The organism is Streptomyces narbonensis, from assembly GCF_014649015.1.
Classification (GTDB): Bacteria; Actinomycetota; Actinomycetes; order Streptomycetales; family Streptomycetaceae; genus Streptomyces; species Streptomyces narbonensis.
This window is the reverse complement of sequence record NZ_BMSF01000010.1, coordinates 91,621-104,323: the sequence shown is the minus strand read 5'-3', so window position 1 is coordinate 104,323 and position 12,703 is coordinate 91,621. Positions and strand designations below refer to the sequence as shown.

At 71.9% G+C, this 12,703-nt stretch carries 13 protein-coding genes; 8 read left to right on the top strand and 5 right to left on the bottom strand.

What is annotated here, in order from left to right; genetic code table 11:
* Positions 1–31: 31 nt before the first annotated feature.
* The 3 genes from IE124_RS20395 to IE124_RS20385 all read right to left on the bottom strand — a co-directional run bounded on the left by IE124_RS20395 (position 32) and on the right by IE124_RS20385 (position 2,197).
* Positions 32–817 (bottom strand): AIM24 family protein, encoded by a 786-nt coding sequence (locus tag IE124_RS20395; protein WP_189509290.1) that lies wholly within the window; start codon positions 815–817, stop codon positions 32–34.
* Positions 814–1,464 carry an AIM24 family protein gene (locus tag IE124_RS20390; RefSeq protein ID WP_189509289.1) on the bottom strand — a complete coding sequence of 217 codons (651 nt, stop codon included), beginning with the start codon at positions 1,462–1,464 and terminating at the stop codon, positions 814–816. Before IE124_RS20390 ends, IE124_RS20395 begins: the two co-directional genes overlap by 4 nt.
* Positions 1,465–1,558: 94 nt before the next feature.
* Complete coding sequence (locus IE124_RS20385) at positions 1,559–2,197, bottom strand: AIM24 family protein (RefSeq protein ID WP_189509288.1); 639 nt, start codon at positions 2,195–2,197, stop codon at positions 1,559–1,561.
* A 107-nt stretch (positions 2,198–2,304) separates the two neighbouring features.
* On the opposite strand from IE124_RS20385, the gene IE124_RS20380 reads away from it, so the two are divergent.
* The 7 genes from IE124_RS20380 to glxA all read left to right on the top strand — a co-directional run bounded on the left by IE124_RS20380 (position 2,305) and on the right by glxA (position 9,097).
* The gene (locus tag IE124_RS20380) at positions 2,305–2,658 is read left to right on the top strand and encodes a DUF3817 domain-containing protein (protein WP_189509287.1); all 354 of its coding nucleotides are present in this window, start codon (positions 2,305–2,307) and stop codon (positions 2,656–2,658) included.
* A complete protein-coding gene (locus tag IE124_RS20375) occupies positions 2,655–2,948 on the top strand; it encodes an MTH1187 family thiamine-binding protein (protein WP_189509286.1) in 294 nt (97 codons plus the stop codon). The genes IE124_RS20380 and IE124_RS20375 overlap by 4 nt, the downstream gene beginning before the upstream one ends.
* Before the next feature lie 156 nt (positions 2,949–3,104).
* Complete coding sequence (locus IE124_RS20370; protein WP_189509285.1) at positions 3,105–3,827, top strand: hypothetical protein; 723 nt, start codon at positions 3,105–3,107, stop codon at positions 3,825–3,827.
* A gap of 44 nt (positions 3,828–3,871) precedes the next feature.
* Positions 3,872–4,531: a DUF4166 domain-containing protein gene (locus IE124_RS20365; RefSeq protein WP_189509511.1), complete on the top strand. Its 660-nt coding sequence runs from the start codon at positions 3,872–3,874 to the stop codon at positions 4,529–4,531.
* On the top strand, positions 4,528–5,220 hold the full coding sequence (locus tag IE124_RS20360) for a TetR/AcrR family transcriptional regulator (RefSeq protein WP_189509284.1): 693 nt from the start codon (positions 4,528–4,530) through the stop codon (positions 5,218–5,220). The genes IE124_RS20365 and IE124_RS20360 overlap by 4 nt, the downstream gene beginning before the upstream one ends.
* A gap of 91 nt (positions 5,221–5,311) precedes the next feature.
* On the top strand, positions 5,312–7,132 hold the full coding sequence (locus IE124_RS20355) for a glycosyltransferase family 2 protein (protein ID WP_189509283.1): 1,821 nt from the start codon (positions 5,312–5,314) through the stop codon (positions 7,130–7,132).
* A gap of 3 nt (positions 7,133–7,135) precedes the next feature.
* Entirely contained in the window at positions 7,136–9,097 is a 1,962-nt protein-coding gene (glxA, locus tag IE124_RS20350; protein WP_189509282.1) for a radical copper oxidase GlxA, read from the top strand.
* 14 nt (positions 9,098–9,111) lie between these two features.
* Here the strand turns inward: glxA and IE124_RS20345 are convergent, their stop codons facing one another.
* On the bottom strand, positions 9,112–10,128 hold the full coding sequence (locus tag IE124_RS20345) for a glycoside hydrolase family 6 protein (protein ID WP_189509281.1): 1,017 nt from the start codon (positions 10,126–10,128) through the stop codon (positions 9,112–9,114).
* A 132-nt stretch (positions 10,129–10,260) separates the two neighbouring features.
* Complete coding sequence (locus tag IE124_RS20340) at positions 10,261–11,253, bottom strand: ArsR/SmtB family transcription factor (RefSeq protein WP_189509280.1); 993 nt, start codon at positions 11,251–11,253, stop codon at positions 10,261–10,263.
* Positions 11,254–11,371: 118 nt separating this feature from the next.
* On the opposite strand from IE124_RS20340, the gene IE124_RS20335 reads away from it, so the two are divergent.
* Complete coding sequence (locus tag IE124_RS20335) at positions 11,372–12,667, top strand: MFS transporter (RefSeq protein ID WP_189509279.1); 1,296 nt, start codon at positions 11,372–11,374, stop codon at positions 12,665–12,667.
* Positions 12,668–12,703 lie beyond the last annotated feature (36 nt).

The following is a 12,703-nucleotide window of genomic DNA, read 5'->3' as shown; positions in this document are numbered from 1 at the left end:
TTCGAAGACGTCACACTCCGCAGACTACCGCTCACAGACCGAAGCGCCGCTGGAGGTCACCGAGCTGGCCGGGAAGGCGCGGTACCGAGCCCGGCACGCTCTGGCCGGAACCGTGCGCACCGTGGCCGCCCGGCACTCCCGCCTGCGCGGGCGGACCGCCGATCGCCCGGTCCGCCATGAGCAGCTCCGTCGACTGGAGCAGGACCGTGCCCGCGCCCACGAACTCGAACTGGTGCTCCTCGCCCGAGGTGCCGCCGATCCCCGTCAGGGCCCGTACACCGCCCATGACGCCCGTCATGTAGCCGTGGTCGTAATGATGACAGGGGGAGGGGCAGTCGGCCCAGCCGACCAGCGCCTGCGGGTCCACCCGCATCGGCGGCTCCATGAAGACCACCGGGCCGTTCGACGCGGCCACGAACTTGCCCGTGCCGATCAGCGTCACGAAACCCGGCACGATCGACTGCTTCAGCGCGAGCGTCGGCTCATAGGCGAGCAGGTTGCCCGAGCGGATCGTCAGGTTGCCCTGGTCCAGGTCGAACGAGTTCACGTCGAAGGCCCGGTCCGCGAGCAGCATCTTGCCGCTGCCCTCGGCGACCACCCAGTCGCTCGCGTGCAGCGGCGAGTGGAACGACGTGCGGACCAGCCGGTCGAGCCGCCCGTGCCCGATGCCGTTGAACTCGATCCGCCCGTAATAGGCGATCATCTTGCCCTTCTGCAAGAACCACTGGGAGCCCTTGAGCTCCACGCAGAAGGTGTACGGATTGACGTTGTCGTCCGACGGAAGCGTCGTCGGGTCGTGGATCACCGGCGTGCTCACAGCTTCTCCTCCGAGGCCTGGACGTACACCGCGCCGCTGCCGCTCAGCTCCAGCTGGAACGCCTCGCCCGAGCCGCGCCCCACCATGTCGCGCCAGCCCAGCGCCGTGGAGAGCTTGTTCCGTACGTCGCCGTGGTGGGCCACGTACGCCTGCGGGTCGACGTGCACCGGGCGGCCCGGGGTGATGGGCAGCTCGACGACCCCGCCGTGCGCCATGACGGCCACCGCGCCGTGACCCTTGAGGGTGGTGGTGAAGAGCCCCTGGCCGGTCACCTGGCCGCGGACCATGCCCATGACCCCGCCCTGGGAGCCCATGAACATCGTGCCCTGCTCCAGGGTGCCGTCGAAGGCGAGGAGCCGGTCGGCCTCCACGTACAGGGTGTCGCCCGTCAGTCCGATCACCTGGATGTGGTGGCCGCCGTGCCCGAACATCACCGTGCCGTTGCCCTCGACCGTCATCAGCGGCGTCGCCTCGCCGGCCACCCGGCGGCCGATCATCGACATCACGCCGCCCTGGCCGCCGGCGATGTTCGGCGTGAAAGTGACGTCACCGCGGTACGCGAGCATCGCGCCGCGCTGGCTGAACATCCGCTGCCCGGGGACGACGGTCGCCTCGACCATCTTCGAGTTGATCTCACGGAACGGCATCAGACTGTGCCCCGATCGTTCGCTTCTCCGCCCGCGCGGCGCAGAGGTGCGGCTGTCGTCGTCGGCTGCGGGCCGGTGGCCGCGCGTGCGTCGCTCACAGGTCGCCCCCGATCGTGTTCCGCTCGCTCGGCTGGACGTACACGAGGCCGTCCCCCTCGAAGCGGATCTGGAAGGCCTCGCCGCCGCCCTCGCCCATGAGGGTGCGGAAGGTCACACCCGACTGGAAGTGCTGCTGGAGGTTGCCCTGGTGGGCGATGTACGCGCCGGGGTCGACCTGGAGCGGGTACTGCGGGGTCACCCGCAGCACGACCGCCGGGCCGTCGGACATGATCGCCGCCTGGCCGGTGCCCTCGACGGTCGTCGTGAAGAGGCCGTTTCCGGTGGCGCCGCCGCGCATGCCCGTGAAGGTGGTGCCGGTGCGCAGCCCCGCGTCGGTGCAGAGCAGATTGCTCGCCTCGACCCAGAGCTTCTCGCCGTGCAGGGACACGAGGTTGATCTCGGAGGCACGGTCGGCGAACCAGCAGGTCCCCTGGCCGCGTACCTCCATCACCTCCATCTGTTCACCGGTGAGCCGGCGGGTCACCATGCCACGCAGACCCTCACCTCCACCGCTCATCTTCTTGAACGCCATCTGGCCGTCGTAGGCGACCATCGAGCCGTTCTTCGCCTTGACGGAGTCGCCGGTCATGGAGACCGCGAGCACCTTGCTGCCCTGGAGTCGGAACGTTGCCACCCGGAGAAGGTACTGGGGACCCGGATAAAGAGACAGCAAAGTCGGCATGCACAATGGACGGGCCCTTGTGCATCCGTTCACAAGATCGAACGAAGGTGACCCCCTCCGTGGACATCAAGACCGCTTCCTCCCTCCACCGGCTCCGGCTCGTCTCCGCGCCGGAGGCCGTCTCGTTCCTGCTTCTGCTCGTCTGCTCGGTGCTCAAGCGGACGACGGACTTCAACGCGGTGCCGGTCATGGGCGCGGTCCACGGCGTGCTCTTCATCCTGTACGTCCTCTTCTGGCTGGACGCCTGGAACCGCACCAAGTGGAGCTTCGGGACCGCCGCGCTCTACTTCGTCCTGTCGGTGCTGCCCTTCGGCGGCTTCTACGCCGAGCGGAAGCTGAAGCGCGAGGCGGCCGACGCGGTCGTCGCCTCCCGAGCCCGCGCCGAGGCGGCCGAGGGCGCGGTGAAGGCGTGATCCTCGCGTTCTCGGTGACGCCGCTGGGCGTGGGGGAGGAGGTCGGCGAGTACGTCGCCGACGCTGTCCGGGTCGTGCGCGAGTCCGGGCTCCCGAACCGTACCGACGCCATGTTCACGAGCGTCGAAGGCGAGTGGGACGAGGTGATGGACGTCGTGAAGCGGGCGGTCGCCGCCGTCGAGGCCCGCGCGCCGCGCGTCTCCGTCGTCATGAAGGCCGACATCCGGCCCGGCGTGACGGACGGTCTGACCTCCAAGGTCGAGACGGTGGAGCGCCACCTCGGCGCCTGACACCGCACGGCGACACAGCCGGGACCCCCGGCCCTGATCCAGGGCCGGGGGTTCTTTTCGCCCACTGGTTGAGCGAGTGCTCAACATCAGCTACCTTCACTCGCGGGGCAGTTTTGAGCAGTCGCTCAAGATGCCGGATGAGCTGGGGGAACACCGATGGGTCTCTACATCGAGACGCGCGTGCGCGCCGACCTGGAGACGCTCTGGGAGCGCACGCAGGAACCCGACCGCCACCAGCGGTGGGACCTGAGGTTCACGGAGATCGCCTACCTCCCGCGCGCCGAGGGCGAGCCGCAGCACTTCCGCTACGCGACCCGCGTCCTGCCCTTCCTGGTCGTCGCCGGCACCGGTGTCTCCGCGGGGGAGCGCCACCGGGCCGGCGGCGACCGGGTCTCCGCCCTCCGCTTCGCCTCGCCGCACCCGCTCTCGCTCCTCGCCGAGGGCAGCGGCTACTGGCGCTATGTCCCGACGCCCGACGGCGTCCGCTTCCTCACCGGCTACGACTACCGGCCCCGCTGGGGCCGCCTCGGCCGCACCGCCGACCGGCTTGCCTTCCGGCCCCTGATGGGCTGGGCCACGGCCTGGTCCTTCGACCGGCTGCGTCTCTGGTGCGAAGAGGGGATCACCCCGGAGCGCTCGCGGAACCGCTGGCTCCTCGAACTCCTCGCCCGGGTGCTGCTCGTGGCCGTCCCGTGGGCCGCCGGCGCGCTGCCGCTGGGTCCGGTGTCGCTCGCCGCCGTGCCGCTCACCGTCCTCGGACTCGCCGCCGCCGTCCTCGTGCCCCCCTCGTCCCGCACCCCCGCGGCCCGCCGCTGTCTGCGCACCGCGCCCGCCCGCAGCCGGGTGCCCCGGCTCCTCGCCACCCTGGAGCAGCCGTGACCGCGACCCTGACCGCCACCGCGCCCTCGATCTTCCGCACCGCCATGGGGGACGCCGACTTCGAGCGGCTCCACCCGGAGCTCCGGCGCCGCTTCTCGGTCGGGCTCGCGAGCGGGGAGCTCTGCGTCGGGCGGGGCGTCATGGACCGCGTCTGGCACGGCCGGGCCTTCGTGAAGCCCTTCCTCGCGGTCGGCGGGCTGCGGAACATCCTGCTGCCCCGCACCGGCCGGAACGTCCCCTTCGTCATCGAGAACGTGCCGTACGCCGACTCGTACGGCCGCGAGACCGTCACCTTCGTCCGCACCTTCGACCTGCCCGGCGGCCCCCGGCGCTTCGACGCCACCATGGTCCACAGCCCCGAGCGCGACTGCGTCCTCGACTACCTCGGCACCCACCAGCACCTCGCCAGCGACCTCCACCTCACCGCCGAACCCGACGGCTCGCTCCTCATCACCTCCGGCGAACACCGCTTCCGTGAAGGCCCGTTGGACGTGCGCGTCCCGGAACTGGTCGGCGGCCGGGCCGAGGTCCGGGAGTCCTTCGACGAGCGCACCGGCCGCTTCCGCATCAACGTCCAGGTGGTGAACCGCTACTTCGGACCGCTCTTCGGCTACGAGGGGTCCTTCACCGCCGAGTACGCCGACGTACGCTCCCGGGGGGTGCGCGCGGGGCTGCGCCCGGTGCGCGAGGAGGTACGGGCATGAGCGGGGACGTGAAGGAACGGCAGGCGGGGGAGTCCAAGGGGCAGGACGCCCGGAGTCGGGAGACCCGGGACAAGCTGCTCGAAGGCGCCCTGCGGACCCTCGTCGAGCAGGGCATCGCCAAGGCCTCCGCGCGGGCGATCGCGACCACCGCCGGCGTCAACCAGGCCCTGGTCTTCTACCACTTCGGCTCCGTCGACGAGCTGCTCGCCGCCGCCTGCCGGCACGGCGCCGAGCTGCGGGTCGCCCGTCACCGCGAGCGGCTCCGCTCCGTCCGCAGCCTCTCCGAGCTGCTCGCCTTCGGCCGCGAGATGCACGCCGAGGAGCGGGACGCGGGGCACGTCGCCGTCCTCGGCCAGCTGCTCGCCGGGGCGCAGGCCCACCCCCGGCTCGCCCCCGCCACCGCCGCCGGACTCGACCTGTGGATCGCCGAGATCGAACAGGTCCTCGTCCGGGTCCTCGCCGGGACCCCGCTCGCCGAGTTCACCGACCCCGCCGGGCTCGCCCGCGCGGTCGCCGCCTCCTTCGTCGGCCTCGAACTGTACGAGGGCGTCGACCCCGCGGGCGCGGAGGCCGCGCTCACGGCGCTGGAGCAGCTCGGCGCCCTGATGGCCGCGGTCGAGGAGCTCAACCCGGTCGCCCGGAGGGCCGTCACGTACACCCTGCGTCGACAGGGCGGCCGCGGCCGGTAAAGACCGCCCACTCGGACTACTCCAGTCGACACGCCGAGCGATGTCCCTTTTCGTGGGGGTATCGATCTGTCCGACGACAGCTGGAGGCACCGTGCGGCCGGGAGCCTACGACTACGACACCTACAGCCGACTCGCCGGTCCCCTCACGGAGCCGGACCCGGTGGCCTACACGGTGCAGTACCGAAGTCTCCTCTCCAAGGAGCCGCACCGAATACGCGCCGTCCTGCTCATGTGCCTCGCGCCGCTCCTGTCGGCGCTGCTCCTGGCCTACCTCGTCTGGCCGAGCCACTGGACGGTCCGCGAGGGCGGTGACCGCTGGCTCGTCCACCTCGACACCGTGATGCTCGTGTCGATCGGGCTCATCTGCTTCTTCATGCTGGTGAACGTCACGTCGATCGCCCACGCCACGATGGTGGCCCGCGACCCGATACCCGTCCACGCCGAACCCGGCACCCGCGTCGCCTTCCTCACCACGTACGTCCCGGGCAAGGAACCGCTCTCCATGGTCCGCGGCACCCTCGAAGGCGCCGTCCGGCTGCGGCACGACGGACCGCTGGACGTCTGGCTCCTCGACGAGGGCGACTCCGCCGAGACCAAGGCGCTCTGCGCCCGGCTCGGCGTACGCCACTTCACCCGCGCCGGCGTCCCCGAGTGGAACCGCAGGAAGGGCGTCCACAAGGCGAGGACCAAGCACGGCAACTACAACGCCTGGCTCGCCATGCACGGGGGCGAGTACGACTTCTTCGCCTCCGTCGACACCGACCACGTCCCGCTCCCCAACTTCCTGGAGCGGATGCTCGGCTACTTCCGCGACCCCGACATCGCCTTCGTCGTCGGACCGCAGGTGTACGGCAACTACACCAACCTCGTCACCAAGGCCGCCGAGTCGCAGCAGTTCCTCTTCCACGCCCTCATCCAGCGGGCCGGGAACCGCTACCGCGCCCCCATGTTCGTCGGCACGAACAACATCGTCCGGATCGCCGCCCTCCGGCAGATCGGCGGCCTGTACGACTCCGTCACCGAGGACATGGCCACCGGCTTCGAACTGCACCGCAGGAAGAACCCGGGCACCGGCCACTTCTGGCGCTCCGTCTACACCCCCGACGTGCTCGCGGTCGGCGAGGGCCCTGCCTCCTGGACCGACTTCTTCACCCAGCAGCTGCGCTGGTCCCGGGGCACCTACGAGACGATCATCAAGCAGTTCTGGAAGGCACCCTTCCGCACCCCGCCGGGCCGCTTCCTGAACTACACCCTGATGCTCGTCTACTACCCGATGACGGCCGTCAACTGGTTCGTGGGCATCCTCAGCGGCGTCCTCTACCTCTGGTTCGGCGCCTCCGGCACGCAGGTCTCCACCTCGGTGTGGCTGATGATCTACAGCGACGCCGTCGCCCTCCAGATCGGGCTCTACCTCTGGAACCGGCGCCACAACGTCTCGCCCCACGAACCCGAGGGCTCCGGCGGCCTCGCCGGCATGGCGATGTCCGCGCTCTCCGCGCCCATCTACCTCAAGTCCCTCGGCTCGGCGATCCTGCGCACCCGCGGCCGCTTCGTCGTCACCCCCAAGGGCGGCGAGTCCAGCCCCGACCGCGTCCTCACCTTCCGCAGCCACCTCTTCTGGGCGGCGGTCCTCATCGCCTCGCTCGTGGCCTCCGTCCACTTCGGCCACACCCACGCCGCCATGCGCACCTGGGCGTCCCTCGCCCTCGTCATCGCCCTGGCCCCGGTCGCCCTCTGGGCGTGCACGAGCGTCCGGGACCGGCGCGCCCGGAACGTCAGGGAGCGCGCCCGCGCCCGGGCCCGTGCCCGCGGTCTCGTCGACGCCCGCGAGGGGGTCGAGGTCATCACGGCGGCCACGCCGCACCCGACCGCCCCGGTGACGCCCGCTCCGACGACGACCGGAGGGAATTGAGCCATGGCCTACCGGCCGTCGAAGAAGTTCAAGAAGACCCTGCTCGGCAGCGGGGCCGTCGCGCTCCTCGCCGCGCTGAACGCCCCGGCTGCCGTCTCCTTCGCCGAGGAGAAGTACCACGCCTACAAGATCGACCAGCCCGGCTACAAGAAGCGGTTCGGCTCCTGGGCGGAGGTCGAGGTCCCCGCCGAGTACCGCATCAACGCCATCCACGCGGCGCTCCTGCGCACGGGGAAGGTGCTGCTGATCGCCGGCTCGGGCAACGACCAGAAGAACTTCGACGCGGGGACCTTCGAGACCATCCTCTGGGACCCCGTGAAGAACACCTTCAAGAAGGTCCCCACCCCCGTGGACTTCTTCTGCTCGGGCCACACCCAGCTCCCCGACGGGCGGCTGCTCGTCGCCGGCGGCACCGCCCGCTACGAGGTACTGGAGGACGGTGTCGAGAAGGCCGGCGGCGGCATGCGGGTCAAGAACGAGAGCCCCGACAAGGCGGTCACCCTCAGGAAGGGCACCGTCTTCCGCTCCCCGTCCGGGGTCGAGTACGTCTCCAAGTTCGACGTCACCGTCCCCAAGGCCAAGCGCGAGTTCGAGATCTCGTACTCCAAGAGCGGCCAGATGCAGCCCTGGAAGACCAAGGTCACCGCCGCCGAGGCGCGGGTCTTCGTCGAGGCCAGGAAGGCCGGCCCGCAGGCCCTCACCACCGAGGCCGCGCAGTACGAGGTCGTCGGCCTCAAGGGCGAGGAGGCCGACAACGTCTACGGGCTCGCGCAGAAGCTCACCACCGAGAAGCAGGACTTCCAGGGCATCAGGGGCGCCTACGAGTTCGACCCCCGGGCCGAGAGGTACATCCCCGTCGCCCCCATGAAGGACGCCCGCTGGTACCCCACGCTCGTCACCCTCCAGGACGGCAAGGTCCTCGCCGTCTCCGGCCTCAACGACGTCGGCGACGTCGTCCCCGGCGACAACGAGATCTACGACCCCGAGACCAAGAAGTGGACGAAGGGCCCCTTCCGCTACTTCCCCACCTACCCCTCCCTCTTCCTCACCAAGGGCGGCAAGCTCCTCTACACCGGCTCCAACGCCGGCTACGGCCCCGCCGAGAAGGGCCGCGAACCCGGCCTGTGGGACCTGAAGAAGAACTCCTTCACCAAGCTCGGCGGGCTCACCGACCCCGACCAGCTGGAGACCTCCGCCTCCCTGATGCTCCCGCCCGTCCAGAACCAGAAGGTCATGGTCCTCGGCGGCGGCGGGGTCGGCGAGTCCCCGAAGTCCACCGCCCGCACCTCGATCGTCGACCTCTCGGCGGACAGCCCCGTCTTCACCGACGGGCCCGCCCTCCCGCAGGGCACCCGCTACCTCAGCAGCGTCCTGCTCCCCGACGACACCGTCTTCACCAGCGGCGGCTCCGAGCAGTACCGCGGCCGCAGCGGCAGCGACATCCTCAAGGCCCAGTTCTACGACCCGAAGAGCAACGCCTTCACCGAGGCCGCGGAACCCACCATCGGCCGCAACTACCACTCCGAGGCGCTGCTGCTCCCCGACGGCCGGGTCGCCACCTTCGGCTCCGACCCGCTCTTCGACGACAAGGACAACACCAAGCTCGGTACGTTCGAGCAGCGCATCGAGGTCTTCACCCCGCCCTACCTCCACCGGACGGGCACCGACCGGCCCGCCCTGGGCGAGGGCCCGCAGGAGCTCGACCAGAACGGCCGGGCCACCTTCACGACCGCCGACGCCGGACGGATCGTCAAGGCCCGGCTGATGCGGCCCAGCGCCGTCACCCACACGACGGACGTCGAACAGCGCTCGGTGGAGCTCGGCCTGGTGAGGGGACAGGACGGGAAGTCGGTCACCATCGACGTACCGCAGGACCGGACGCTGGTGCCGCCCGGCTGGTACATGCTCTTCGTGACGGACGCGGACGGCATCCCGAGCGAGGCCAAGTGGATCCAGGTGGGGTGACGACGCCGAAGTCCTCAGGCCTTCGCCCTGCGGGCCAGGCCCAGCGCGTACTCCGGCCACCACGTCCCGGCGGCCGGGCCGCCCCGGCACTGACCGTCCGAGTCGCCGGGGCGCTTGATCCACAGGTACGCGTCGACCAGCTTGTCCCCGGTCCGGTCCGTCGGCGGTACGCCGAGGGCCCGGCCCGGCGGATTGCACCAGGCCTCCGCCCGGTCGCCCGGGAGGGGGCCGTCGCCGTTCCGGCTGGTGTCCACCGTGAAGTGGATGCCGCCGAGCAGCCCCGACAGCGTCGAGCCGAAGCCCTTCACCGTGTCGTTCGTCTGGAAGTTGGAGACGTTCAGCGAGAAGCCGTCCGCGCGGGCGACACCCGCCCGGCGCAGCGGCTCCACCAGCTTGCCCGGGTCGTCGATCCACGCCGGATTGCCCGCGTCCAGATAGACCCGGGTGCGCGGCTGCCGCTTGAGCCGCTGGATCGCCCCGGCGAGCAGCTCGTAGCGCTCGTCGTGGTACTGGCCCGGGGTGCAGCCGTCCACGATGTGCGGCACCGCGTCCGGTTCCAGGACGACGATCGCGGGGGAGTCGCCGATCGCGGACGCGAAGGAGTCGACCCAGCTCCGGTAGGCCTGGGCGTCGTGCGAGCCGCCCGCCGAGTACATCCCGCAGTCGCGGTGGGGGATGTTGTACGCGACGAAGACCGGCGTCCGGCCCTCCGGCGCCGCGCCCCGGACCGCGCGCGTCACCTCGGGGACGGGGTCGTCCCCGGCGGGCCATTCCGCGACCGGCCGCTCCGCGATCCGCCTGAGGATCCTCGCGTCCTCGGTCCTGCCCTGGGCCTCGTACTCCCTGACCTGCTTCGCCGCGTCGCTCTCCGGGTCGACCCAGAAGGGCGAGCCGCCCGAGGGGGCCGGCGCCTCGCTGCGCCCGGACGGCGGGCCGACCGGGGTCCTCGGGGGCTCGTCCGCTGTGCATCCGGTCAGGAGCAGAGCGGAGACGAGGGCCAGGGCGGCGGCGGTGACGGTGCGGCGGGACATCCGGCCCCCAGGGTCGGGTACGGCGGTACGGCGGTACGGCGGGGCGTACGGGTACGGGGTTCAGGACGGTGCATGACTTCGCGTGACGGCGCACGGCTGTTCCGGGTAATCGGCGCCATCGTGACATGTCGGTCAGTCGGTTCCGGGCTGCGACACCGCTATCCCCAACGGCGTCCGCTCGTACAGCACCTGGTGGCCGTACCGCCGGGAGGCCAGCAGCCCCGCGTCCCGCAGCACCGACAGATGCGCGGAGACCGACGAGGGTGCGAGGCCCAGCCGGTGCGCGAGCGCCGTCGTCCCGGTCGGCTCGTCCAGGGCGCACAGGACGTCCGCCCGGGCGCGGCCGAGCAGCCGGGCGAGCACCTCGGGCGTACGGCTTTGGGGCGCGGCCCACAGTCCGCCGATCCCGCGCGCCGGGTAGACCACGGTCGGCTGCCACGGCGGATCGAAGCCGCTCACCACATCGGGCCACGTGAAGACCGAAGGCATCAGGACGAGCCCCTGCCCGTCCAGCGGGCGGTCGTGCTCCCCGGCGTAGGCGACCTGGAGGGTGGCGGTCTCGGCGGCCCAGGCGAAGGCCGGGTGCAGCTCGCTCAGGAGCCGTTCGAGCCCGCCCTCGGCGAGCCGGCGCGAGTGGTACGCGACGTCCGCCTCCAGGAGCGCCCGCAGCCGGGGCCACTCGGGGGCGACGAGCGCCTCCCAGGCCTCCTCCAGCAGAACGGTCAGGCGCCGCAGCCCGTCGGACGGATCGGCAAGCAGCCGCCGCCCCTCGTCCGTGTCGGCCGCTCCCGGCGTCTCGGCGAGAGCCCGCTCGAAGTCGTCGAGCACGAGGGCCGGGTCGGTCTCCCGTACGGCGGCGATCTCCTCGTCGAAGGTGGCGGCGGGCCCGAGCGGCGGCGGGTACAGGAAGTCGGGGCTGTGCCCGCGGAGCGGCATGAGGAGCTGGAGCGGCCCGAGGTCGAGCCCCCGCGCGGCGCCCGCGATCCGCCGCAGCCACGGCAGGTGGTAGCTCTGCTTCCCGGGCCGGGCGAGGACCCGGACGGCGGAGTGCGTCTCCCAGAGCGGCGAGATCGCGAACCGGATCCGCAGCGGGTCGGCCTCGCCGAAGCGCAGGTGGTACGGCACGGGCACCTCCCCTGGGACGCGGAGCCTTCGGTCCGTGACAGCGGAGCCTTCGGTCCGGAACATTCGTGTGGAGCCGAAAGTCTAGGGCTGGGACCCTGCCCGGCGGCACGCTGCCGCCATGCCGAAGCACGACTCCCCGCACCCACCCCCGGCCCCCGCCCCGGCCCCCGCCCCGGCGCTCGCCCAGGCCCCCGCCCCCGCCCCCGCCCCCGCCGGGGTCGGCCGCCCCGGATACCGGGCCGTTTTCCGGGTGCGGGAGTTCCGGTTCGTCTTCGTGGCGCACCTCTTCTCGCTGCTCGGGGTCGTCGTCAGCGAGCTCGCCCTCACCGTGCTCGTCTACGACCTCACCCGCTCCCCACTCCTCTCCTCCCTCACCTTCGCCCTCGGCTTCCTCCCCTACCTCCTCGGCGGCACCCTCCTCGCCGGCCTCACCGACCGCCTCCCGCCCCGCCGGATCCTCGTCGCCTGCGACCTCGTCTGCGCCGTCTGCGTCGCCGTGATGGTCGTCCCCGCGACCCCCGTCGCCGTCCTCCTGGCCCTGCGCTGCGCCATCGCCGTCGTCTCCCCGGTCTTCAACGGCACCCGCATGGCGACCCTCGCCGACGTCCTCGGCGAGGGCGACCTCTTCGTCCTCGGCCGCTCCCTCCTGCGGATCGTCTCCCAGAGCGCCCTCCTCACCGGCTTCGCCGTCGGCGGCGTCCTCCTCACCGCCGTCCCGCCGCGCGGCGCCCTCGCCGTCACCGCCGGCACCTTCCTCGTCTCGGCGCTGCTGCTGCGCGTCGGCACCGTCCGCCGGCCCGCCCGCGCCGCCGGGAAGTCCGCCGCGAGCGGGCTCTCCGGCACCTGGGCCGTGCTGCGGAACCGGCGGGTGCGCGCCCTGATGCTGATGTTCTGGGTGCCGCCGCTCTTCGCCGTCGTACCGGAGGCCCTCGCCGCGCCCTACGCCGACGAGATCGGCGTCTCCACCGCCGCCCTCGGCCTCCTCATGTGCGCGCTGCCCGTCGGCACCATCGCGGGCGAGCTCCTCGCCGGGTCCCTCCTCGGTGCGGCGGCCCGCTCCCGGATCGTGCTCCCGCTCGCGGTGACCGGTGTCCTCCCCTATCTCCTCTACGCCCCCGAGCCCGGCCTCGCCCTCGCGGTCGTCGCGCTCCTCCTGGCGGGCGCCACCGGCGCGTACACCCTCGGCCTCGACGCCTGGTTCGTCGCCGCCGTCCCGGAGGAGCAGCGGGGGAGGGCCATGACCCTGATGACGGCGGGCATGATGACCGTCCAGGGCGTCGGCATGGCGGGGGCCGGGATCGCGGCCGAGTTCGCTCCCGTGCACACGGTCGTCGCGGGCACGGGCGTCGTCGGCACGCTCTGTCTGCTCGCCGCCGCGGTGGAGCTGCGGGCCTCCGGGGCGACCGAGAATTGAGACGGGGCTGACCGTCAAGTTCCCCATGGGTAAGGT